Annotated in this window: 24 protein-coding genes; 16 read left to right on the top strand and 8 right to left on the bottom strand. The window is 39.4% G+C overall.

Features of this window, described 5'->3' with window-relative positions:
- Positions 1-75: 75 nt before the first annotated feature.
- The 3 genes from NCWK1_RS23055 to NCWK1_RS23045 form a co-directional block, all read right to left on the bottom strand.
- The gene (locus NCWK1_RS23055; protein WP_103126314.1) at positions 76-1479 is read right to left on the bottom strand and encodes an NAD(P)(+) transhydrogenase (Re/Si-specific) subunit beta; all 1404 of its coding nucleotides are present in this window, start codon (positions 1477-1479) and stop codon (positions 76-78) included.
- Positions 1476-1769 carry an NAD(P) transhydrogenase subunit alpha part 2 gene (locus NCWK1_RS23050; RefSeq protein WP_015111134.1) on the bottom strand — a complete coding sequence of 98 codons (294 nt, stop codon included), beginning with the start codon at positions 1767-1769 and terminating at the stop codon, positions 1476-1478. Before NCWK1_RS23050 ends, NCWK1_RS23055 begins: the two co-directional genes overlap by 4 nt.
- 82 nt (positions 1770-1851) lie before the next feature.
- Positions 1852-3018 (bottom strand): Re/Si-specific NAD(P)(+) transhydrogenase subunit alpha, encoded by a 1167-nt coding sequence (locus NCWK1_RS23045; protein ID WP_103126313.1) that lies wholly within the window; start codon positions 3016-3018, stop codon positions 1852-1854.
- Positions 3019-3698: 680 nt separating this feature from the next.
- Here NCWK1_RS23045 and NCWK1_RS23040 point away from each other — a divergent pair.
- The 9 genes from NCWK1_RS23040 to NCWK1_RS23000 all read left to right on the top strand — a co-directional run bounded on the left by NCWK1_RS23040 (position 3699) and on the right by NCWK1_RS23000 (position 10252).
- Positions 3699-4253 (top strand): DUF2808 domain-containing protein, encoded by a 555-nt coding sequence (locus NCWK1_RS23040; protein ID WP_096582606.1) that lies wholly within the window; start codon positions 3699-3701, stop codon positions 4251-4253.
- Between the two features lie 156 nt (positions 4254-4409).
- Positions 4410-4544: a 50S ribosomal protein L34 gene (rpmH, locus tag NCWK1_RS23035; RefSeq protein ID WP_015111131.1), complete on the top strand. Its 135-nt coding sequence runs from the start codon at positions 4410-4412 to the stop codon at positions 4542-4544.
- A gap of 25 nt (positions 4545-4569) precedes the next feature.
- On the top strand, positions 4570-4992 hold the full coding sequence (gene rnpA, locus NCWK1_RS23030) for a ribonuclease P protein component (RefSeq protein WP_103126312.1): 423 nt from the start codon (positions 4570-4572) through the stop codon (positions 4990-4992).
- Complete coding sequence (locus NCWK1_RS23025) at positions 4979-5365, top strand: PH domain-containing protein (protein ID WP_096582602.1); 387 nt, start codon at positions 4979-4981, stop codon at positions 5363-5365. Before rnpA ends, NCWK1_RS23025 begins: the two co-directional genes overlap by 14 nt.
- 231 nt (positions 5366-5596) lie before the next feature.
- Positions 5597-6739, top strand: coding sequence for a membrane protein insertase YidC (gene yidC, locus NCWK1_RS23020; RefSeq protein ID WP_096582600.1), 1143 nt, complete (start codon positions 5597-5599; stop codon positions 6737-6739).
- A 3-nt stretch (positions 6740-6742) separates the two neighbouring features.
- A complete protein-coding gene (locus tag NCWK1_RS23015; RefSeq protein WP_103126311.1) occupies positions 6743-7255 on the top strand; it encodes a Jag family protein in 513 nt (170 codons plus the stop codon).
- Between the two features lie 116 nt (positions 7256-7371).
- The gene (locus NCWK1_RS23010) at positions 7372-7878 is read left to right on the top strand and encodes a YceD family protein (protein ID WP_103126310.1); all 507 of its coding nucleotides are present in this window, start codon (positions 7372-7374) and stop codon (positions 7876-7878) included.
- A 1030-nt stretch (positions 7879-8908) separates the two neighbouring features.
- Positions 8909-9253, top strand: a complete 345-nt coding sequence (locus NCWK1_RS23005) for a DUF1815 family protein (RefSeq protein ID WP_096582594.1) — start codon at positions 8909-8911, stop codon at positions 9251-9253.
- 501 nt (positions 9254-9754) lie between these two features.
- Positions 9755-10252, top strand: a complete 498-nt coding sequence (locus NCWK1_RS23000; RefSeq protein ID WP_096582592.1) for an acyl-CoA thioesterase — start codon at positions 9755-9757, stop codon at positions 10250-10252.
- Between the two features lie 218 nt (positions 10253-10470).
- On the opposite strand, the gene NCWK1_RS22995 is transcribed toward NCWK1_RS23000, so the two are convergent.
- Positions 10471-10668, bottom strand: coding sequence for a hypothetical protein (locus tag NCWK1_RS22995; RefSeq protein WP_044500417.1), 198 nt, complete (start codon positions 10666-10668; stop codon positions 10471-10473).
- A 213-nt stretch (positions 10669-10881) separates the two neighbouring features.
- On the bottom strand, positions 10882-12078 hold the full coding sequence (gene dxr, locus NCWK1_RS22990) for a 1-deoxy-D-xylulose-5-phosphate reductoisomerase (RefSeq protein ID WP_103126309.1): 1197 nt from the start codon (positions 12076-12078) through the stop codon (positions 10882-10884).
- 149 nt (positions 12079-12227) lie between these two features.
- Here dxr and NCWK1_RS22985 point away from each other — a divergent pair, with 149 nt between their 5' ends.
- Entirely contained in the window at positions 12228-12977 is a 750-nt protein-coding gene (locus NCWK1_RS22985) for a class I SAM-dependent methyltransferase (protein ID WP_103126308.1), read from the top strand.
- Positions 12978-12995: 18 nt separating this feature from the next.
- Entirely contained in the window at positions 12996-14387 is a 1392-nt protein-coding gene (locus NCWK1_RS22980; protein WP_103126307.1) for a DUF2079 domain-containing protein, read from the top strand.
- Positions 14388-14412: 25 nt separating this feature from the next.
- Here NCWK1_RS22980 and NCWK1_RS22975 read toward each other — a convergent pair whose 3' ends face one another.
- Entirely contained in the window at positions 14413-15954 is a 1542-nt protein-coding gene (locus NCWK1_RS22975; protein WP_103126306.1) for an ArnT family glycosyltransferase, read from the bottom strand.
- 183 nt (positions 15955-16137) lie between these two features.
- On the opposite strand from NCWK1_RS22975, the gene NCWK1_RS22970 reads away from it, so the two are divergent.
- The 3 genes from NCWK1_RS22970 to NCWK1_RS22960 all read left to right on the top strand — a co-directional run bounded on the left by NCWK1_RS22970 (position 16138) and on the right by NCWK1_RS22960 (position 19356).
- Positions 16138-17100 (top strand): glycosyltransferase family 2 protein, encoded by a 963-nt coding sequence (locus NCWK1_RS22970; RefSeq protein ID WP_096582582.1) that lies wholly within the window; start codon positions 16138-16140, stop codon positions 17098-17100.
- Positions 17101-17239: 139 nt separating this feature from the next.
- Positions 17240-17608 (top strand): EamA family transporter, encoded by a 369-nt coding sequence (locus tag NCWK1_RS22965; protein WP_096582580.1) that lies wholly within the window; start codon positions 17240-17242, stop codon positions 17606-17608.
- A gap of 836 nt (positions 17609-18444) precedes the next feature.
- Complete coding sequence (locus NCWK1_RS22960) at positions 18445-19356, top strand: polysaccharide deacetylase family protein (protein ID WP_103126305.1); 912 nt, start codon at positions 18445-18447, stop codon at positions 19354-19356.
- Positions 19357-19596: 240 nt separating this feature from the next.
- Here NCWK1_RS22960 and NCWK1_RS22955 read toward each other — a convergent pair whose 3' ends face one another.
- Together NCWK1_RS22955 and NCWK1_RS22950 are read right to left on the bottom strand one after the other, a co-directional pair.
- Positions 19597-20064 (bottom strand): hypothetical protein, encoded by a 468-nt coding sequence (locus NCWK1_RS22955; RefSeq protein ID WP_103126304.1) that lies wholly within the window; start codon positions 20062-20064, stop codon positions 19597-19599.
- A gap of 204 nt (positions 20065-20268) precedes the next feature.
- On the bottom strand, positions 20269-20841 hold the full coding sequence (locus NCWK1_RS22950) for a Uma2 family endonuclease (RefSeq protein WP_103126303.1): 573 nt from the start codon (positions 20839-20841) through the stop codon (positions 20269-20271).
- Between the two features lie 287 nt (positions 20842-21128).
- Between NCWK1_RS22950 and NCWK1_RS22945 the strand changes: the two genes are divergently transcribed.
- Both NCWK1_RS22945 and NCWK1_RS22940 read left to right on the top strand, forming a co-directional pair.
- Positions 21129-22097, top strand: coding sequence for a hypothetical protein (locus NCWK1_RS22945; RefSeq protein WP_103126302.1), 969 nt, complete (start codon positions 21129-21131; stop codon positions 22095-22097).
- A 116-nt stretch (positions 22098-22213) separates the two neighbouring features.
- Positions 22214-22630 (top strand): hypothetical protein, encoded by a 417-nt coding sequence (locus NCWK1_RS22940; RefSeq protein ID WP_096582570.1) that lies wholly within the window; start codon positions 22214-22216, stop codon positions 22628-22630.
- Positions 22631-22679: the final 49 nt, after the last annotated feature.

Here is a 22679-nt window from a genome sequence, read left to right as displayed (position 1 = left end):
TCAGAAGCATCACACCTCCAAGGCAAATTAATTTTCTAATTCTTTACTCTGCGTCCTCTGCGTCTTGGCGGTTTGTTAAAGTTGCTTCACTTCTGAAACTAACTTCGCCACCATATCTTTCGCGCTACCAAATAACATTGTGGTTTTATCTTTGTAGAACAATTCATTATCTACACCAGCAAAACCAGCACTCATCCCGCGCTTAATCACAATTGTTTGCTTTGCCCGATCTACTTCCAAAATTGGCATTCCGTAAATGGGGCTATTACTATCGCTACGCGCCGCTGGATTTACCACATCATTCGCGCCAATTACTAAAGCTACATCCGCTTGTTCAAATTGGGGATTGATATCATCCATGTCATACAACTGGGTGTAAGGCACATTCGCCTCAGCCAATAACACGTTCATGTGTCCGGGCATTCTTCCCGCTACAGGGTGAATGGCATACTTAACATCTACACCCATACGTTCTAGTTGATCTGCCAATTCCCGCACGCTGTGTTGCGCTTGAGCAACTGCCATACCGTAACCAGGAACAATTACCACGTTCCGGGCATAACCCAACATCATCGCGCCTTCTTCGGGATCAATGCTGCGGACAGTTTGATCTGTTGCACCAGCCGCACCAGCCGCACCAGCCGCACTACCTGAACCAAAAGCACTGAATAGTACGCTGAACAGAGAACGGTTCATCGCTTTACACATGATTTCTGTGAGGATGAGTCCAGAAGCTCCCACCAATGCGCCGGCGATAATTAACATATTGTTCATCACCACAAACCCGGCTGCGGATGCGGCTACACCCGACAAGGAGTTTAACAGTGAAATTACCACAGGCATATCGCCCCCACCAATGGGGATGACGAACATTACACCCAATACTAAAGAAACAGCAGTCACCGCCAAAAATATAGGTAGGCTATCTGGTGTGACAATTAAGTAAGCACTACCAGCTAGATAAGCACCTAGCAGCAATAAGTTAAATGGTTGCTGGAAAGGAAATGTAATGGGGGAACCGCTAATTAAACCTTGTAATTTGGCGAAGGCGAGAAAACTACCTGTGAAGGTAACACCCCCAATTAACACATCCAACAACATGGAAATGTTGACATCTAAAGGGATGGGTTGAGAGTGTTCTAGTAACCGCCAAAATTCTGCGACAGCGACTAGTGCCGAAGCTGCACCGCCTAAGCCGTTGAGTAAGCCCACCATTTGGGGCATTTCGGTCATTTGAACTTTGTAAGCTGCGATCGCACCAATGCCTGAACCAATCGCCAAGCCTAACAAAATCATTTCATAATTCAACACATGCTGATCTAGCATTGTTGCCACAATTGCCAACAGCATACCCACAGCGGCAATCACATTCCCATTCCTAGCTGTGGCGGGTGAACCCAGCTTTTTCAAACCGAAAATGAATAAGGATGCAGCGACTAAGTACGTCAGCTGAATTCCAGTTGGTAAAAAGTCGCTCACGCCTTAATCTCCTTTTTCTTGAACATTTGCAGCATTCTGTCGGTGACGAGGAAACCACCCACAACGTTGACTGTGGCGAGGATCACTGCAATCAAACCCAAAATTACCGAAACACTTGTTTCTCTAGCACCAGCCGCTACTATTGCCCCTAGTACCGCAATGCCAGAAATCGCATTTGAGCCGGACATTAAGGGTGTATGTAGAGTTGGTGGAACTTTGTTAATTACTTCAAAGCCGATAAAAGATGCCAAAACAAATACAAACAAAGCAGCAAGTAATGCTTCTGTCATGAAATAAAAACTCCTTGGTCAATAGTCAATAGTCAACAGTTAATAGTCAATAAAACTAACTATTAACAACTGACAAACTTCATTAAGTTGCACCTACGCTGCTTAAGGCTTGCAGGGCATCTTTGACACGTTGATTGCGAATCTCGCCTGCGTGGGTAATACAAGCTGCATCAACGATGTCGTCAGCAAAGTTAATCTGCAAAGCTTTATCTTTAATTAACAGTTGCATCAACGATGTCACGTTCTTGGCATACAGTTGGCTGGCGTGAACTGGCATAGATGAAGGTAGATTAATCGGGCCAATAATGGTTATGCCATTCCAGACAATATCTTTACCGGGATCGGTGCAAGCACAGTTACCACCTTGTTCTGCGGCTAAATCGACAATCACCGAACCGGGTTTCATCTGTGCCACCATTTCTTCTGTAACTAACAATGGGGCTTTTCTTCCTGGGACTTGGGCGGTAGTAATGACGACATCAGCATTTTTGACGTGTTCAGTAACCACTTCTTGAGTCCGCTGTTTACTGGCTTCGGAGATTTCTTTAGCGTAACCACCTGCGGCTGTGGTTTCTTCTTCGAGTGTGACTTCGACGAATTTCGCCCCTAAGCTTTGGACTTCTTCTTTGACGGCGGGACGAATATCAAAGGCTTCGACAACTGCGCCTAAACGTCTGGCGGTGGCGATCGCTTGCAATCCTGCCACACCTGCACCCATAATAAATACTTTCGCTGGAGCGATCGTGCCGGCAGCTGTTGTCAGCATCGGGAAATATTTTGGTAATGCGGCTGCGGCGATTAATACTGCCTTGTAACCTGCTAGTGAAGCTTGTGAAGACAAAGCATCCATACTTTGCGCTCTGGTGCTGCGGGGGATCAATTCCATGCTCAAAGCTGTGACTTTGCGGTTGGCTAGATGCTGCGCCACCAACGGATTTCCTAAAGGATTGAGAAAGCTAATTAAAATAGATCCTTCTCGTAATAAATCAATTTCTGAGCGTCCATCTTCTCTTTCTTGCGGTGGACTAACTTTTAATAAGATATCGGCTTCGTTCCACAATTGAACAGTATCACTAATAATTTTAGCGCCTGCTGCTTGATATGCAGAATCACTAAAAAAGGAACGTTCTCCTGCACCTTTTTCTACCCAGACTTCTAAACCTTGTTTAACTAATCGAGCAACAGTGTCAGGATTTAATCCCACACGACGTTCACAAACTTCTATTTCTTTAGCAACTGCTATTCTCATGAAATCTCCTAGAGATAAATACTTACATCTCTGCAAAATCTGTGTCCCTATTTAGGGATGTCTCCTACTCCTACCTAGTGAAGCTGCCATTATTGCTAGAGATCGCTTGAATTTGTAGATTGAACCTTGAACTTTATCTTTCCTACTTTTAGTTCTCAGGCTAAAGCCGGATTTTTCCCCTGGTATAGGTCACACTTGCTGATCGTGACCGATAGGTTTACATATTGCTAATGCTATGTTGATTCCCCAGTTTACATCTTTGTCTTTAGGTTATTTTCCAGATTGAAAAATTTTGCCTTACTTACACAGTGGAATCTTCGTAAAAGTTTTAAAGCTTAATAATTTGATGATTTTTTAAAGATTACTATTTCATTGATGGCTACTTATTTTTATTAATTTAGCCCAATCTCCACAGCGATCGCTAATTTTATAGCTCAATTTTTATAACAAAGCTCTCAAAATTTAGATACACTCGTACATATTTAGCAACATACCCATTTTTAAAAGTGCTGAGTAAACAGACTAGTATCTAGTCCCAATAGGGACTGCTATCAGCCTCCTATGGCACTTTTTATTTTCGCTAGTCGTCCATTGTCAAGAATTCAGTAGTAAAGTTTAGTTACGAATACTCAACTAAAGTATTTACATCAACCAGCTATATCTGCTAGAGGAGCCTAACTATGCAACGTTTACATTTTGGCAATTGGATTCGACGCAAGCCGCAAGTAGCAATTCTTTCGGCTTTAGCTGTAACTAGCTGTCTAGTCACAGGATTGACAACTCAAGTCTTTGCACAAAGTTTACCTGGATTAACCCTATTCAGCGGCGTGAAAGCTGAAAACCAGCTGCCTTTCCGGTTAGATTTTGGTGGACAAACTAACAGCACCGATAGATACATTCTGAGAATTCCCCAACAAAAAATGAAATTGGCAGTGGCTCAATTTGCCATTACCTATCCCAATTACTACAAAGGCAGTTTTGATCCCAAAAAAATAGAAGTGCGAGTCAAAGGCAAAAAAGTACCTCTTTCAGAAGTGAAATGGGATAAAGAAGGTCGAATTATCGAAATATTTCCCCAAGAACCAGTCCCAGCAGGTCGCAGCGTTGAATTAGTTTTATCTAATGTGCAGAACCCTTCCTTCGGTGGAGTTTACTATTTCAACTGTCAGGTTCTCTCGCCAGGAGATACCCCACTACTGCGTTATGTAGGGTCTTGGATTTTAAGTATCAGCTAAGTCACGAGTCAATGGTCAATAGTCACTTGTTAGCTGTTGTATTCTTAGCTTCCCAACTTTCTGCTTTTTAACTATGGACTCTGGACTATTGACTATACACAATAGTAAGATTATAGATTGTGACTTTTTATAAGAATCGCCTTAGAGGACAACAGTATGAAAAGAACCCTGGGCGGCACATGCCGTAAGAGAAAAAGAACCTCCGGTTTTCGTGCCAGAATGCGGACACCAGACGGAAGAAACGTGATTAAAGCTAGAAGAAAAAGAGGACGTTATCGTCTGAGCGTTTAGAGCGTTTTCAGCAACTAGAGGGGCTGTGGCTTTGCCCAAGGCGAATCGATTAAAATCTCGCAAAGATTTTCAGGCAGTTTTCCGAGAAGGAATTCGGCGACAAAGCTCTCATTTCACCTTGAGAGCTTTACGACCGAGATATTATCCAGAACCTTCTGGTGATACTGCCACAACAACTACACTAGCAACTGAAGTTAAAAAAGTTGTTAGTACACAAATTGGCATATCGATCAGCACTAAAGTCAGTAAAAAGGCCGTAGTGCGTAACCGAATAAAACGTCAAATGGCAGCAGCGTTGCATCAGTTGTTGCCAAAATTATCTCCAGGATGGCGGTTGGTATTTGTGGTAAAACCCACAGCAGCAGAATCTAAGTGCGGAAGCCAACAATTTCTGCAAGAATTAGAGCAGTTGTTGGCACAAGCTGAGGTATTAAATGGGCATTCGTGAAGAAGTTTATTATGAAGGCGGCCCTCACATTGGGGACTTAATTCTCAACTTACTGATTGGATTAACTGTTGTAGGTATCCCTTTAACAGTTGGGGCGATTGTCAGAGCATTGTGGCTGCGTTACCGAATTACAGATCGTCGAATTTCTTTGACAGGCGGTTGGATGGGGCGCGATCGCACTGACATCATTTACTCAGAAATTGTGAAAATCGTCAAAGTTCCCCGTGGCGTTGGTATTTGGGGAGACATGGTAGTCACCCTCAGAAATGGCAGTCGTTTAGAAATGCGGGCAGTTCCCAACTTCCGCGAAGTATATGACTACATTAATGAAAGAATTGCTACTAAAAACCCCACTTATACTGGTGCTAAATAAAAAATAGGGAGTAGGGAGTAGGGAGTAGGGAACAGGGAAAGCAATAACTGCTTTGTATAAAATAAAAAATTCAAAACTTCCCATTTATCAAAAACTACCTACTCACCACTTCCCACTCCCCAAATTTCTTAATGTGCGGCTATCCGTAGCGAGATATAGTCGCAGCCGAATCACGATTTAGATAAATTAGATTCAGTTAAATTTACAGTACCTCAGGTTGAATTCAGAATAATGGATTTTGGTATCGGCTTCCTCTCAAACAACGTCATGTTGCCAATCATAGACTTTTTCTACGGCATTTTGCCGAGCTATGGATTGGCGATCGTTGCCTTGACATTGATAGTCCGCTTTGCGCTTTATCCCCTGAGTGCTGGCTCAATCCGCAATATGCGGCGGATGCGAATTGTGCAGCCTCTCATGCAAAAGCGGATGGCAGAAATCAAAGAGCGTTATAAAGACGACCCACAAAAGCAGCAAGAAGAAATGATGAACGTCCAAAAGGAGTTCGGCAACCCCTTAGCAGGATGTTTGCCATTGCTGTTACAAATGCCTGTGTTGTTAGCGCTGTTTGCCACTTTACGGGGATCACCTTTTGCAGGCGTGAATTACTCCGTTAACCTCCAAATCTTGCCATCTGAACAAATAGAAAGAATTCAACCACAAGCCTTTGCTACTGCCCCACAAAACATTTATGTGGCTGATGGAGAACACCATAAAGTAACTGCTATCCTCCCTAGCGGTAACAAACTAGCAGTGGGAGAAAAAACAAAAATACAATATCAGACTTTAGAAGGCAAACCTTTTGATGTCTTATTGACAGAACATCCAGAAACAAAACTCACCCCAGAATGGAAAATCATTAAAGGAGAAGAAAGAATCACAGTTGATGCTCAAGGTAACATCGAAGCCTTACAACCAGGAGATGTGACACTTCAAGGCACAATTCCCGGACTAGCAGCAGACAAAGGATTTTTGTTTATCGATGCCTTGGGTAGAGTTGGCGCAGTTGATCCCGACGGTACGATCCACTGGGATATTGTAGCTATGGTGATCTTCTTTGGTATCAGTCTCTACGTTAGCCAAATTCTTTCAGGGCAGAACTCCAGCGGTGGCAACCCACAACAAGATACAGTCAACAAAATCACCCCAGTGATCTTTTCGGGAATGTTTTTGTTCTTCCCCTTACCTGCTGGGGTGCTGATGTATATGGTGATTGGTAATATTTTCCAAACTCTGCAAACTTATATTCTCTCTCGTGAACCCTTATCAGAGGAACTACAAAAAATTGTAGCTATCCAAGAGAAAGAAACAGTAGCAGAACAAAAGTCATTACCTTTTGAACCAAAAAGTTCTAAGAAAAAGGCTACAGGTTGATAGATGAGTAACAGTTCCATGCAGCGAGGTCAGCAGTGGTTAAAATCACTGCTGGAGCTTACTGGGGTCTCTGCGGAGATTCGGGGTGAGATAGAAGTAGCCCAACCTCAATATGACGATGCCCCAGAACCAGATAATTACTGGTTGACAATTGAAGAAACCAACTTAACATCGACGCAAATTCAAGTTCTCATTGGTGCTGATGGTTCTGTGCTAGATGCAATTCAGTATCTAGCTAATTCTGTCCTTAACCTGAACCAACCACAGGAAGAACAAGCATCCTACACCATTGAGTTGAATGGTTATCGCGTCAAAAGGCAAGCAGAAATTCGCGCTTTAGCTGAAGCAGCAGCTGACGAAGTGCGAACCTTTGGTAGAGAAGTGGAAATTAAATCCCTTAGTTCAGCTGAACGGCGGCAAATCCACACCTTCCTCAAGGAATTTTCTGATTTAGAAACCTTCAGCCGTGGCAAAGAACCACATCGTCATTTGGTTGTGCGTCCAGCGGTGGAATGATAAAAGCTCACCCAGTCAGCAATTTCGACTGTTATAAGAGCTAAAATTAAAGATGTAGTATCAGCAGAATTGCTGATTGGCAAGATAACTGTTAGTGAGGATGTCTCACAAATCCTATGGACGCAATTTTTATTCCGCAGCTCACCAAAGCCCCGGAGCGGACAGAGGAAATTCAGGTTCAAGAGTTTCTGCCTGGACTAGAAACGTTGACACCAGTTCGGGGTCGTGTCCGTGTACAGCATCATGGCAATTACCTAGAAGTGTCCGGTCAGGCAGAAACTATTATTACTTGTACATGTAACCGCTGTTTGCAACAGTACAATCGTCGGTTAGCGCTGAACACCAAAGAAATTATTTGGTTGGATGAGGCCGCCAATCAACCACAAGACTTGCCCCTAGAACGGGAAATAGCTATGGAAGACTTGGTAGAAACTCTCTCACCCAATGGATATTTTTATCCTAGTGAATGGCTATATGAACAGATGTGCTTAGAAATGCCTCAGCGACAGTTGTGTGACCTGAATTGTCCAGGTATTTTGAGTAGTGTTGATGAGAGTTCAGAAAAGCCTGTTGATAACCGCTGGGCTGGTTTGGAAGCATTGAAAAAGCAACTTCCTGGTTAGTAAGCGGCGATGTCTTTCACATATTTGTGAACGCAGAAATTTTCTTGACTGATGTCCTATTATTTCACTAAGTTTGGCGATCGCCTGAGAAAATGCCTAAAAACGCTTTGAGAGAAAATTTTGGGCGATCGCCCTCTAAAACTATAGAATTTTGATTAATCAAGATTTGCTGAAGTTATACAGAGGTTTGTTGCATTAATCTCTAACTATTGTTAGAGTGACAAACCTTAAGTCTCAAATACTATAGGATAACAGAATTTCTGTAAAAATAAGTTCTCCTATTTCCAGGAGCATAAGTACACCCGCTTACTCTTTCGCCAGGCACGCAAAATTCAATTTTTAATTCTTTTTTGATCACAACCTGGCAAAATGGCAACATCCCTATTCTGAGTTTCGTTATTCTCTGGGTTTAGTCTAGAGATAGTTGGGTAAAAAATTATCTTAGTGTCTCAGAACACTTTCTGTATCAAAATTTTCTGCCAATCTATTAATATCGATAGAAATCAGCATCTCATCTCTGCAAGTTTTTCTACCGAACTCCATATATTTATTTAGGAGGCGTAAATTATTTATTACCCAACATTTAGGTAGTACTAAACTAGGACTTAACTATACTCTTCATTGACTAGCCAAACAAAGGCGTAAAGAACATTAAAGGGTATTAAAGCTTTTGCCCATCATAGGTTAGGCTACACATAGCTGGTAAACACGATATCCGTAACTTCTCTGTGGTTGCCTAGTACTAAATCTGGGTACTCTTAAAGCGGATCGCTGCAAGGTATCATCTTTACTCACAGAAGTACATGAAGAAACAATAATTTTTGGATTTCTGTCTGAAAGATTAAACTTGCAAACTGAATAGTTTGATACGGCAAACTTAACAGTTATCTCATACCCTAAGCTAGGTAGTTAATTAACTACTGCAAATATATCCGGGAATTGTAATGAATAGTTTACAATACCAGTGGGTGAGAAAATCTAAAAAAAATATAAAAGTGACTAAAATGACTGTGGTGTCTGGAGGAAAAACGTGTTTCTGAGACTAGCGCATCAACATCGACAATTTGTTCAAGACTTGGTAATGAACTTGCAAGCCTTGGCTATTGTATTAGAACGACGCGGTTATCCTGCGTCTTGTTATACCTGTGGCGACCAAATGAATAGTGCTTCATTTATGGTGAGTCTAGGAAACAACCACCTGATTAGATTTTTGGTATCAGATTATGGGATTACTTGGACAGAAATGCGGGATGACCGCGAATTAATGAAGTTAGAAGGAGCAGAAGCAATTAACCAGTTACAGGAACTGGCAAATCTTGTGAAGCAATCTGCACCAGCTTATACGAGTGGTAAAGCCTTAGCCAAAAAGAGTTAAGGATTTCTAGATCGGATGGGTTATTTTCTAACAAACTTCCCGAATAAATTGCTCATTAACAATGGCTCACTGGTAATTGGTAATTGGTAATTGTGGCAGGGTTTTTCATCCCCCATTACCTATTCACCATTACCTTCAATAAGATTAGTTAATGACTAGATTGTGAAATGTTTTGTGTCCGTGAACTAAGATAGAAAAAATTTTTCAGATTTTGTGCATCTGCGATAGTGAAGATAAATCACTGTCATCTTGAAAAAAAGGGCGAATTTACCAAGCAAGTACTATTGGTGATGTCATTGTTTTGTGTGACATTGAAAATCATTGAATTTTTGGTTGCTGTATCTGTGATGTTAGCGTCAGGCAACTGAGATATATTTTGCAGTATGGTGATGAGAATTATGCCTTGCTATCGCCAGATAATTTTGGCGATTTTGTGGCATAGATGTCTCCTTTTTGTGATATTCCAGATGTGGAAAACTATAATTTTTCACAAACTGAAAAATGTCTGAATCACAACCAAACCCAGCACTACCACCAACCGATGCTATCGAAATTACAGATAGTCGTGCTTTTGAAAGCTGGTTTGAATATCCCATCAGAGTGCAACCCCATCATACAGACTATGCAGGTATTGTCTGGCATGGGACTTATCTAACTTGGATGGAAGAAGCAAGAGTAGAGTGTTTACGTTCTATTGGGATTGAATTTGCTGATTTAGTTGCACTAGGCTGCGATTTACCAGTGGTAGAACTTTCAGTACGCTATCACCGTTCCATTCAATTGGGTATGCAGGCTGTAGTTAAAACTCGTATGACTGAAGTGACTGGTGTCCGGATTAACTGGGATTATGCAATTGTCTCAGTTGATGGACAGCAATTGTATGTCACGGCTAAAGTAACCTTGGTAGCTTTAGATCGAGAAAGAGGTAAGATTATGCGTCAGCTACCTGTAAGCGTTAAAGATGCACTGGCTAGGATTTCTGCGTTACATAGTAATTAATTAAGAATTCAGAAGTTAGAAGTCTTAATTAACAAGGAACAGGGAACGGACAACAGATAATAGGGAAATACCCATCTGAAAATTAGGGAGCCATTTGTATGGACGGGTTTCCCGACTGGCATAAACTGGTGTGAGCTTGTATTTAAATATTCGGGTGGGTTTTCAAAGCTGTTCCCTGTACCCAAAGAAGATGGTCAGACTTTTTGCTTAAAGTCTGATTACTTATTAACGCGAATCTGCGAAAGAGTTTGAGTAAACTGAATTATCTGATGCCAAATATCTTGTGGTGTAATGCCAAAACCCACTTGTAGTAAAACAATAATTGCAGCAATAGTTAAGGCATTGCTCACAGTTGTTTTGACAATTTTCCACAATATTGTAAATACAATCCAAGCAATAATTAAAGTAGGAATCATGATAATTTGTAGTTCGTAATTTTTAATTTGTAATTGGGAAAGATTATAAAACTATTGTTTGGTAATAATACCGGAAATTGAAACAGGAATTCATCAATGGTGCTATTCTTTAGAAAAAATTTATAAAAATAAGATCCCCAACTTCATAGGATAAGCCGGGGATCTGAGTTTCTGAATTTTTACAAATCAAATATGATTGCTATATCTGAGTTTTTATGGCAAAGAAATCATCTGTGGGGAAGTTACTAAATTTTTAGTTGCTGTTAAAACTTCTTGTCTTGCCCATAGATCGGCTGCCAAAATGTCATCTAAAGAAGGATTTTTACAGTTATCATTTTGATGGCGATCGCATACCCATTCAATACAGCGAGGAATATCTAAAAAGCGAATTTTCTCTGCTAAAAATAAAGCTACAGCTTGCTCATTAGCGGCATTCAACACAGCCGGCATAGAGCCACCTGCCTTACCTGCGCTATATGCTAACTGCATACAAGGATATTTTTGATGATCTGGCTCACGGAAGGTAAAACTGCCAGCTTTGACTAAATCAAGGCGTTCCCAATCGGTGTAAATGCGATCAGGCCAAGATAAAGCATATAACAGGGGTAAACGCATATCCGGCCAGCCAAGTTGGGCTAAGACGGATGTATCTTGTAACTCGATTAACGAGTGGATGATGCTTTGGGGATGGATGACAATTTCGATATTGTCGTAATCTAAGCCAAACAGAAAGTGAGCTTCAATTACTTCCAAACCTTTATTCATCAAAGTAGCCGAGTCTACAGTAATTTTTTTGCCCATTGACCAGTTAGGATGTTTGAGCGCATCCGCCACCGTGACTTCTGGCAATTTTTCTACAGGCCAATCACGGAAAGCGCCACCGGAGGCTGTCAGTAAAATCTTGCGTAAGCCGCCTTGAGGAACGCCTTGCAGACACTGAAATATGGCTGAATGCTCAGAATCAGCAGGTAAGAGTTTTACCCCATGTTTTTCCACCAAGGGTAGAACTACAGGGCTACCAGCAATCAAGGTTTCTTTGTTGGCGAGGGCAATATCTTTACCTGCTTCAATGGCGGCGATAGTTGGTAATAAACCAGCACAACCAACAATACCTGTAACAACAGTTTCGGCATCGCCATAGCGAGCAACTTCAATCACTCCGGCTTTGCCAGCTAGTAAAATTGGCTGGGGATCGAGGTCTTGGATGGCTGCTTGGAGTGCGGGTAATTTATCTTCAGATGCGATCGCTGCTATACTCGGACGAAACTGCCGAATTTGCTCCGCAAACATCTCCACATTATTCCCTGCTGCCAATCCCACAATCCGAAACTTATCTGGGTACTGAGCGACAATATCTAAAGTCTGAGTACCGATTGAGCCTGTGGAACCAAGAAGAGTAATAGCTTTCACAATTGCTTAAGGATTTACAGATAACTCCCACTATAAATTGCTTGGGACTCAGATATAACAGCAATCCCTACAATCATTCATCAAAAGTTCTAAGTGCTACGAAAAAGTGTGAAAATATTGGCATTATTGCTCAGACACCAAATATCTGAATGGATAAAAATTTTTATCTACAGTATGCTGCCGTTGAGGATCAACATTGGTGGTTTGTTGGTCGCCGTCGAATTGTAGAGGCATTGATTCGTCAACTCAAACTTCCCAAACAGGCCAAAATTCTAGAGGCTGGCTGTGCCACTGGTGGTAACTTAAGTATGTTAGCTCGTTACGGTGAAGTTGCCGCAATGGAGTTAGATGAAACTGCTTGTCTGTTGGCTAACGAACGGCGAGTCACTACAGTACAACAAGGTAGCTTACCTGATAAAATTCCGTTTACTAGCCAGTATGACTTAATTGTGATCTTAGATGTTTTAGAGCATATTGATGATGATTTAGCTGCTTTAGAAGCATTGTCTAGTAGATTAAATCCAAATAGTTGGTTATTAATTACAGTGCCAGCTTATCAATTTTTATGGAGTTACCATGATGAAATTAATCATCATAAACGCCGTTATACATTGAAAAAATTACAACGAGTTGTGAAACAAGCTGGCTATACTGTCTGCTATGGTAGCTATTTTAATACTTGGTTATTTCCCCTAGTAGCTGGAATACGTTTGTTAAAAAATCTCCTCAAACTTGACAAAAAAGCGGATGCTAGTAGTGATTTAAATTTACCAGCGAAACCTATCAATAAGTTTTTAACTTTTTTGTTTGCCAGTGAACGTTATTTAATTAATCGAGTCAGTTTACCTTTTGGTGTGTCTGTTGTGCTAACAGCACAGAAAATTAATTCAACACGCTAAAATTTAACAATATTTTTTATGCGATCACCAGCAATTAATTCTGTATTTTGGATGACAGGTGTAAGTGCATTAATTTTATTTGCATCTAGTATTTTACGTCATGAATTTTTTCAATCAACTGCTTTTGATTTAGGAATTTTTGACCAAGCAGCATATTTAATTAGTCAAGGAAAACCACCAATTTCGACATTCATGGGTTATCACATTCTCGGCGATCATGCAGCTTGGATTTGGTATCCCTTGGCTTTACTTTATAAAATTTATCCTAGTGTTTACTGGCTATTCGCAGTACAGGCAATTGCTTTAGCATCAGGCGCTTTACCTACTTGGCAATTAGCACGCCAATCTGGATTAAAAGAAAGTCAATCAATTGCAATGGCGGCGGTTTATCTCTTATATCCTTTAATATTTAACGTCAATTTATTTGATTTTCATCCAGAAGTAATTGCTTTACCTTTATTCTTGGCAGCAGTTTTAGCGGCACGTCGTAATCAAATAAGATGGTTTTGCTTATATATATTCCTGATATTAGGGTGTAAAGCTGTGCTTTCATTCACAGTTGCGGCGATGGGGTTTTGGTTATTTGTGTTTGAAAAGCGGCGTTTACACGGTGCGATCGCGCTTTCTGCTGGTGTAGCTTGGTTTTTGATAGCATCTAGAGTAATTATTCCTACTTTTAGTGGTGCAGAACCAGCAGCAGTTGGGCGTTATAGTTATTTAGGTAACTCAGTTCCAGAAATTGCTAAAAATATAATTTTTCAACCAGAACTAATTTTAGGAAAAGTATTTGTATTAAGCAACTTAGAATATTTAGTACTGCTACTAGCACCTGTTATTTGGGGTTTTTCACTTACGGGAATAAAATCTTTGGTAGCTGCTATCCCTTGCATAGCGCTTAATATAATCGCTGACTACCAACCACAAAAAGATTTAATCCACCAGTATTCTCTCCCAGCTTTACCATTTATATTGTTAGTTTTAATTTCAAGCTTGGCAGCGGGAAAAGGATTAATCCAACATAAACGAGGGATTATTATATGGTCGTTAGTAGGATTTTTATGTCTAGCAAAATATACTCATTTTTTTGGTATATATCTCCAGTCTACCGACACTTGGCAAGCTACAAGAGAAGCGATAGCTTTGGTAAAAACTCAAGGTAGCGTTCTCACAACTGCGAAAATTGCTCCGCATTTAAGTCATCGCCCCAGCATTAATTTAATTCAAGATAATTTGCCTTTAGCACAAGTAAATATATTTGATTATATCTTACTTAATACACGTCATCATGACTTATCTGGTAATCAAGAGTTAAATCTAAAATTATTAGAGAAACTCAAAAATGATCCCGATTTTCAATTAAAATACCAGCGTGATGATGTATTCTTATTTAAGAAAGGTATTGAAAATTGATTTATAATTTTTCCTGAATCAAGAGCTATGGTGCAATTAAACTAAAATCTTCAGAACTACCTAAAACTTTACTCATAGGTAAATTTAGGTTTTTTAATCTGGACTTATCTAAAAGTAAATAATCATTATTTGCCCACATTTGTTGCAGAATAGGCATGGTTGCTGGAATCACTTGACAATCACAATAAAAATTTAAGCTAGGACGGCTATAAGCAAAGGATGTGTAGATTTTTGCCCCTGGGGAAACGTGATTACGAATTAATTCTGCCACTGGTTTAACTGGGAATGCTTCATTTAATTCCCAAATCCAAGATTGGGAACTCATCAATAGTAATAAGACTAAATACATCCCAGAAAATAACACAGGAATAAATATGCGATCGCGATTATAAATTAACCATGCAACCACACTCATACTAATTGTTAAAACAATACTCATAGCGATTAATACAGGCTCTTTTTGTGCAACAGTAAAGTAAACAATACCGCCTAAACCTGCAAGCGCCATAATAACTATAAATACTAACCAAATCCTAGGATTAAATACTTTTCTTTGCCAAATTTCACTGAGTTCTGCCCCAATTGCCAATGCTAAAAATGGGTATATAGGCATAACATACCAAGGCAATTTTGTAGTTATTAAAGAAATAGCTAAAAAGTACATAGTCGTGCCTACTAAAACTAAGCTACCCCAGCTAGAAGACCGTTTTTTCCAAGCTAGATAAAATCCTTCTGGCCAAAATAATAACCAAGGAAAAGCATATTTCAATAGCTCCAGTAAATAATACCAAGGAGCGCCTGTATTACCCTCAACAGGTTGGGATATGCGGTCAAAAGTTTGGGCTTGTAGATTGATTTGTAAGAAGTTACCACCATAATACTGCCATTGGGCAATATACCAAGCGATCGCCGGCGCAATTCCTAACAAAATTCCTGTCCATAAATAGGGGTTACGGAACACAGCGAATTGCGACGATACTAAAATAAATAATCCAGCAATACCACCCAGCAACAAAACTAGCATTCCTTTAGTCAGAGTAATTAATCCTAGACAAAATCCCACACCTAAAGCCCAAGGTTTCTGCTGACGTGACTTTAATAAACAAAATAATAATAGTAAGAAAAACGTAATGCTGGTACCATCTAACATTGCCAAGCGTCCATGACGCACTACAGGCAAAGTTGTTAAGTAAACTAAAGCTGCAAATAAAGCTGATAAACTATCGTTAAACAGCAAACCCCCCACTAAATAAAGTAAAGGCACTCCCAATGCTGTTAATACAGCAGCCGGTAAGCGGGTTGTCAATTCATTCACGCCGCCTAGGGAGTAAGACCAAGCAATTAACAAGTGCATCAGGGGCGGCTTATTATGATAAGGCTCACCGGATAAAGTTGGATACAGCCAATGCAGCGAACCAAAGGATGCACGCCAAATTTCACGGGCGACTTGCGCCACTGTACCTTCATCCCAGTCTCGTAAGGGGGAATTTCCTAAACACAGCAGCCATAGAAGTAAAGAACTTAGTAGCAAGCTAAATAGCCATTCTTTTTCTCGGAATGGGCGCATATATAAATTTAGTTTAATTATTTAATCGAGTGTTTATTGATGACAATAACTGGATATAATCTTTAAGATTCAATTATTTTAGAAGGATTTTTATATAAAAAACTACATCAATAATTTTATAGTATATATTTGTCTGAATCTTGCCCTAACTTGCAGCATTGATTTCATAATCTGATAAAAACAGTGATTCAACCAATATACTCTTTAGTAATTCCCATTTATAACGAACAAGAAAATATTACAGAAATGTATCGTCGTCTGCATCATGTGGCGGAGCAGTTAGACGGTGAAGTTGAGTTAATTTTAGTGGATGATGGTAGCCGCGATCGCTCTTTGAGTATGATTCGAGAACTTCGCCATCTCGATAGTCGAGTGCGTTACCTCAGTTTTGCGCGAAATTTTGGTCATCAAATCGCTGTCACCGCTGGGCTAAATTTTGTCCAAGGCAAATGTGCAATTATTATGGATGCGGATCTGCAAGATCCCCCAGAATTAATCTTCCAGATGCTGGAAAAATGGCAACAAGGCTATGAAGTAGTGTATGCTCAACGTCTATCGCGTAAACAAGAAAGTTGGCTAAAACGCTTTACTGCTTATGCTTTTTACCGTATTCTCCGGCGTTTATCTCATGTCGATATCCCAACAGATACAGGAGATTTCTGTTTACTAGACCGACAGGTTGTAGATATTCTCAATGCTATGCCCGAACGTAATCGTTACATTCGCGGTTTACGCGCTTGGGTGGGTTTTCGCCAAACTTCTGTACTTTTTGAACGAGAACCGCGTTTTGCTGGCAAAGTTAAATATACCTTTGGTAAGTCTTGGGCTTTAGCCATTGATGGCATTATTTCCTTTTCCACAGTGCCATTAAAGTTAGCTACTTATTTAGGTATGGTAGCAGCTGCGATCGCTCTATTGATGATCCTCCTAGTACTGTATTGGCGTTTATTTGACCATACTAGTCCTTTAATTGGCTACAGCTTGATTACAATTGCTATATTTTTTCTCGGTTCTGTACAGTTAATTTGTATTGGTATTTTAGGCGAGTATATTGGGCGAATTTACGAAGAAGTTAAAGCCCGCCCTATATATACAGTCAAAGAAACTGGTGGTTTGATTAAAATCTCAGAAATGCAGTCTAAATAGTTACCTTTTAATCCAGTTAAGCAAAAGCAATTACCTGCCTAAACTGCTGCATATTTAACTTGCATTTTTTAATTTAGGAGAAAAACGCCAATTTATTTCCCCTGCGGTTTGAACGTCAAATTTAGGTATGTAACAACTTATGACCCCGCAAGAATTTAGTTTATTAATTATATCAGTCCTCATCAGTTCAGCAGGACAATTCTTTTTGAAAATAGGTGCAAACAAATTAGGGAAGGTTCATCTAGGGAACGCAATTAATCACATTTTCAGTATTATCACCATACCAGAACTTTTAATCGGATTAACTTGCTATGGCATAGGTGCTATGTTTTATATTCTGCTGCTCACGCGAGTTAATCTCAGTGTTGCTGGCCCATCTATATCTATAGGATATATTTTCTCTGTCTTGCTAGGATATTGGATATTGAAAGAACCTATCTCTCTAATACGTTTATTTGGTTTGGGCTTTATTGTAGTGGGTGTAATATTAGTAGTTTGGCGGAAATAAAATCTCTAGTTGATGAGGTTATTGCATGGTTAGATAATAAATTGTGAAAATCTAATTATTAATAGAGCTAATTGATTTATCTAAATTATACACATAGAGTGAATTAATATTAAATTTTGTTTATTTTTTTATAAAAAACGAATTTAAATAGTATTATGATTAGACTGAAATATTATATTTAAAATCATGAATTACTCATATCATCTAAAATGAATGATTAAAGAGTATATAAACTAACGGCTTATGATTCCTTAATAATGAGAAACTAGCTTTTGTTGATTGCCAGCATATAGATCGATGAAAAGCACAGAAAAACTCATGCTAAAGCAAGAAGTTAATTTTTTCTTCAACATCAAAGAATATTTTTTAGCAGTAAAATATACAATATTAAATAAAAACTGGGTATTTATTGGGGGAGCTTGTGGGTAAATAACCAACTCTCACGAAATCATCAACTATAGATAAAAATTTTGTAGAACATGAGTTTTTCTTCATTTCTAGAAATTCTCTAGGAAGCTTCTTGAAGCTAAAGAAATTGATTAGTTTCTCAATGAAAGTAGAATTTTCTTGCTTGTCAGTATGGGAAATAACAATTTAGCAACAAAAATCAGTGTTTATGTAATGGCTGTCACTGCAATGAGTATTTGCACTAAGTAAAATTACTTATGGTGTAACTACCTTTTTATCAGGATAACTCAAAGATAAACTTCTGTAAAACTGAACTCAATTTTCAGGATTAAGGGAAAGTATTTGAGTATCTAAATTTTAGATAAAAGTGTGCTATAAATTACCGTCAGAACCATACATAATGGTTCGACCCTTGAAGGAGTTATGAAGTGGAACACAATAAATCGTTACTTTGGCCGCAAGGTATCTTAATTGCTTTGCTTGCCTTGGGTGCTACATTAAGCATTGCTGTTATGATGCTTCTGAGACCAAATGCTTCTGAAGCACAAAGCAATCAGCGTATAAATATAAATAATAATTTAGTTGCTAAAGTTGGTACTCAAAAGCGGATTGAGGGCTTAAAAGCTGCAATGCTAACGACTTGGCAACAAGAAGCACAAGCTAAAGGTCTTGGTTATGCTTTAGCTACACGCTTTCAAGGGGCAGTAATTAAAGAGGCTAAACTTAGTTCAAATCAAAAAGTAATCGCACTAACGTTTGATGATGGGCCTTGGCCTGAAAGTACGGCACAAGTACTAGAAATTCTTAAACAGAATAATATCAAAGCCACATTTTTCGTCGTTGGTCAAAACGTCAAAAATTATCCAGACTTACTCAAGCGGGTAAGTGCTGAAGGTCATGTCATTGCTAACCACACTTGGCATCACTGGTATCATTTCATGAATCAACAAGCAGCGGCCTATGAAATTGAGCATACAACAGACATGATTTACCAGACTACAGGTGTCAAAACAAATTTGTTTCGCCCACCTGGAGGAATAATGCACAATGGCGTAGCCGCATACGCTAAAAATGCCAAGTATGCCATTGTGATGTGGTCGTCTGATTCGATTGACTATTCCCAGCCTACTGTACCAAAGCTGATTGATAATGTCTTTCGGTTAGCTAAACCAGGGGGTATTGTCCTGATGCACGATGGCGGTGGAAATCGTTCCCGCACTGTGCAAGCTTTACCAGAGATTATTAATAGATTTCGCAAGCAAGGATACCGTTTTGTGACTGTTCCAGAACTTTTAGAAATGGAAGATAAAGCACAAAGTCTAATTGCCAAGAAAAAGTAATAAATAAGTTAATAATTACTAATGATTAATATGTAATTTGTTTATGTTACTATACTTCACCAGTTGCGATCGGCAAAATTATACTTGAAATCACATCTTGAACTATTCTCAGTAATCGTCAGGTGGGCAATATCCGCAACATAAAACTCAAGCATCAAGCGAAGTTTCTGCATTGTCCACCTGACTTGAATTGCAATCAAGTAGATAGTGAAAGATGTAAGCGAAGATAATTAAGTTTTTTTATCGCTTTAATTGCTCCCGCCATTCATCTAAACTAATATATTTATTCTCAATCACATCAAGAACTTCTATTAGTCCGCTGTCATTAAACACCCGAAACCAATAAATTGTGGAATCATAGTCTGATTGATTTTCAAATATCCGAATTTTATAGTAAGGTTCATTGGGAGTAGGAGAACCGTCAACGATCACACCTAATTTAATAGTGCCTTTAGAAAGCCGTTCAATTTCCTTAGCTTTGCGTTGTACCTGTGGTAACTTCCACACTAAATTCAAAGCGGTATCTTCATTAATTTGTTGGCTGACTTCAGCAACTTTCACAATATTAGCTGGCTTTAACTCAGATAATGTTTGTGCAGTAATTAACCTTGGTTTAACATCATAGTTGGAACTTTGAGAAAGAGCTACTTGGCATCCCACACTCATCAATAAAGAAGATATTATCGGTAAGTAAATGAACCTTTTCATGGAGCAATCCCTGAGTGTTATGCTTTCTTTAACTTCGCGTCATATATACACTAGGGTAACAGCCATAACCTCAAATATGAGGTGATTAATCATTTCTTCTTATTGGTATTAGTAATTATACTGAGTTTATATTTATGAGATGCCCGAATTATTTGATAATTCAGGGATATGGAACTTTACTAATAATTCATAACTACAAAATAACTACTTTAACGGAATTTTTGCCTGTAAAAATACTTGCTCAATTGTAAATTCTAAGCCGGGAAACAGCGCATCTTTGAGTATTTCATCGCCCATATATGTTTGTGGTGCTGCATCTGGGAAAAACACAGTAATACTTCTGGCTTTGCTATCAATTACCCACACTCGCAACACTTTTGCATCTAAATAATCTTTGGCTTTGGCAATCATCTGACCAAAAGTTTGCCCTGGTGAAATAATCTCAATCACCAAATCTGGGGGAACAGAACATACTCCTTCTTCTTCCCAGTCTGAAGGCAAACGCTCGTTTGAGATGTATAAAATATCAGGTACAGGAACCCAATCTCTTCCTCTACGAGTTAAAGAAACAGCCAATTCTGGACATACTTCTCCATTCGCTCCACATAATTGTTCAATCAAGTTGAGTAGGACACGAGTCAGTTTAGAGTGAAATTTTTTCGGCGACATTTTAGGAATAGCTTGACCATCTACAAGTTCGTAGGTAGTATCTCCCTCACCTGAAGGAAGATGTAAAAACTCTTGTAAAGTCAATTGATTTTTGGTTTGAAAAATCATAGCGCAAACCAGCTATTAGCTAGTTTAATTGTAATTAACCTGAGTTCGGGATAACCTTAAACTCTAATTTTATCGTTCTTGGTAAGAATAATGTTTAAGTTCATATCACCTCTTTTTTTGAGTAATGTTTACAGGATTTTATGCAGAAATGTTAAATAGCTAGATGTCTCAGCATCAGAGTCTTTACGGAGGGTGTGTTCTGTTCTCCATTGCTATGTTGGTAAGGATTGTTTGAAATTTATCTCATTGCTCAAATAAGTGTACTATCTGTAGCTAGGAAACTCCTTATGATTTTTATTATTCCGATTATTCTTGGTGCTGCTGCTTTAATCACTGCTGGTGTCGGTGTTGTTGCGGGAGTGGATGGCGTTTCCAAAATGGATGAAGCGAAGAAGCTCGGAAAAGCTACTCAACAACGTTATGAACGGAAGCGAAAATCAGTAGAGGAAACCTTACAAACAACTCAAAGTTTGGCAGAGGAATACGGGCAACTCCAAATTCAAGCCAAACTTCAAACCATTGGGCGTTTTATTGCTTTTATTGAAAGAATTGGTCAACAGGCCTCGCAAAGCGATTTGGAGTTTTTAGAAGGATTGGAGGGCGTTTCGCCTCAGCAGATCCAGGAGTATAAAGCAGCAGCATTGGAAGCGGAGCGATTTGCAAAAGGTAGTTTTACAGCAGTTGGAGCAGCATATGCGGCAGGACAAGGGACAGTGGCACTCGTAGGGCTTTTTGGTACAGCCAGTACTGGAGCGGCTATCGGTGGATTGAGTGGTGCTGCTGCTTGGAATGCTACTCTCGCATGGCTCGGTGGAGGTTCCCTAGCCGCAGGTGGCGGCGGTATGGCATTAGGAACTTTAGTACTAGGTGGAATTGCAGTAGGGCCTGCCTTAATGATTGGTGGTTTTGTTTTAGGAGGGCAAGGTGAAAAAGCTTTGACTGAGGCGCGTGGCTATGAAGCTAAAGCAAACACTGAAATTGCCAAACTTAATGCTTTTGAAGATTTCCTTAGACAAGTTCAACGACGAATTACAGAGTTACAAGAGCTTGTAGAAAATCTTAATAATAGAGCTACTGATAATTTGATACAGCTTGAATCAAATCCTTTTGTCCGTGAGCGTGATGCAGCAAAGTTTCAACAAGTCGCACTTTTAATTAAAGCATTAGTCGAAATTATGAAAACTCCCGTTTTAGATACTGAAGGCAATCTGAATTGTGATGCAGCAGAGTTAAAGGCAAAGTATCGTACTATTTAATCTCAGTTCGGGTTAATACGATTTCGTTGCTAGTTAGACCAGGGAATAGAAGTTTTATCCAACTATAGAATCATGGTTTCAGCTTGTCTCGCACTCAGATTATTTAAGGAAAGAATATGGTAAATAAAAAGCACCCAGAAAGCTTCGTAAGAGGTGCTGAAGCATTCGCCAGTCCGGCACAATGTCTGAATGATGTTGTTCAAGCATGGACTGAATATTTGATAATTGCAGAAGAGGAAAAGACAAAACGCTGTGAGATTGAAGCCTGGGAGAAAGTAACTCTCGCTGAAATTAAAGCAAAACGTGATTTCTTAATTGGTTATCTTGAGCATTCCTTTGATGAGCGTGCTGACAATTTTCAATCACTTTTTCAAGTAGTTGATCAAGCGATATCGTCTGGTAACAATCAACAGCTTGGCTTGGCACTAAGTGCGGTTGTAGAATTGGCAAAGTCTAGTCCTTTCAAGAACCTTACTGATCTGTCTACTGTGAAAGCGGCACTTGATGATCCAGATCATGTTTGGGAATTTTAATGCGGTAGGTTAGCAACAGCTTTTGGTATCGCAAAAGTTCTAGCAACCT

It is taken from the genome of Nostoc cycadae WK-1 (assembly GCF_002897135.1).
Lineage (GTDB): Bacteria > Cyanobacteriota > Cyanobacteriia > Cyanobacteriales > Nostocaceae > Nostoc_B.
The sequence above is the reverse complement of the archived record's forward strand: the minus strand, read 5'-3'. Positions and strand labels throughout refer to the sequence as shown.

What these genes read in the sequence shown, in the direction of transcription:
- NCWK1_RS23015 (WP_103126311.1), top strand. Translation starts at nt 6,743, where the DNA reads ATGAGTAACAGTTCCATGCAGCGAGGTCAGCAGTGGTTAAAATCACTG.
- NCWK1_RS22950 (WP_103126303.1), bottom strand. Translation starts at nt 20,841, where the DNA reads ATGATTTTTCAAACCAAAAATCAATTGACTTTACAAGAGTTTTTACAT.
- NCWK1_RS23040 (WP_096582606.1), top strand. Translation starts at nt 3,699, where the DNA reads ATGCAACGTTTACATTTTGGCAATTGGATTCGACGCAAGCCGCAAGTA.
- NCWK1_RS23010 (WP_103126310.1), top strand. Translation starts at nt 7,372, where the DNA reads ATGGACGCAATTTTTATTCCGCAGCTCACCAAAGCCCCGGAGCGGACA.
- NCWK1_RS22955 (WP_103126304.1), bottom strand. Translation starts at nt 20,064, where the DNA reads ATGAAAAGGTTCATTTACTTACCGATAATATCTTCTTTATTGATGAGT.
- NCWK1_RS22975 (WP_103126306.1), bottom strand. Translation starts at nt 15,954, where the DNA reads ATGCGCCCATTCCGAGAAAAAGAATGGCTATTTAGCTTGCTACTAAGT.
- yidC (WP_096582600.1), top strand. Translation starts at nt 5,597, where the DNA reads ATGGATTTTGGTATCGGCTTCCTCTCAAACAACGTCATGTTGCCAATC.
- NCWK1_RS23045 (WP_103126313.1), bottom strand. Translation starts at nt 3,018, where the DNA reads ATGAGAATAGCAGTTGCTAAAGAAATAGAAGTTTGTGAACGTCGTGTG.
- NCWK1_RS22965 (WP_096582580.1), top strand. Translation starts at nt 17,240, where the DNA reads ATGACCCCGCAAGAATTTAGTTTATTAATTATATCAGTCCTCATCAGT.
- NCWK1_RS22980 (WP_103126307.1), top strand. Translation starts at nt 12,996, where the DNA reads ATGCGATCACCAGCAATTAATTCTGTATTTTGGATGACAGGTGTAAGT.
- NCWK1_RS22945 (WP_103126302.1), top strand. Translation starts at nt 21,129, where the DNA reads ATGATTTTTATTATTCCGATTATTCTTGGTGCTGCTGCTTTAATCACT.
- NCWK1_RS22985 (WP_103126308.1), top strand. Translation starts at nt 12,228, where the DNA reads ATGGATAAAAATTTTTATCTACAGTATGCTGCCGTTGAGGATCAACAT.
- NCWK1_RS23025 (WP_096582602.1), top strand. Translation starts at nt 4,979, where the DNA reads ATGGGCATTCGTGAAGAAGTTTATTATGAAGGCGGCCCTCACATTGGG.
- NCWK1_RS22940 (WP_096582570.1), top strand. Translation starts at nt 22,214, where the DNA reads ATGGTAAATAAAAAGCACCCAGAAAGCTTCGTAAGAGGTGCTGAAGCA.
- rpmH (WP_015111131.1), top strand. Translation starts at nt 4,410, where the DNA reads ATGAAAAGAACCCTGGGCGGCACATGCCGTAAGAGAAAAAGAACCTCC.
- NCWK1_RS23050 (WP_015111134.1), bottom strand. Translation starts at nt 1,769, where the DNA reads ATGACAGAAGCATTACTTGCTGCTTTGTTTGTATTTGTTTTGGCATCT.
- NCWK1_RS23000 (WP_096582592.1), top strand. Translation starts at nt 9,755, where the DNA reads ATGTCTGAATCACAACCAAACCCAGCACTACCACCAACCGATGCTATC.
- NCWK1_RS22995 (WP_044500417.1), bottom strand. Translation starts at nt 10,668, where the DNA reads ATGATTCCTACTTTAATTATTGCTTGGATTGTATTTACAATATTGTGG.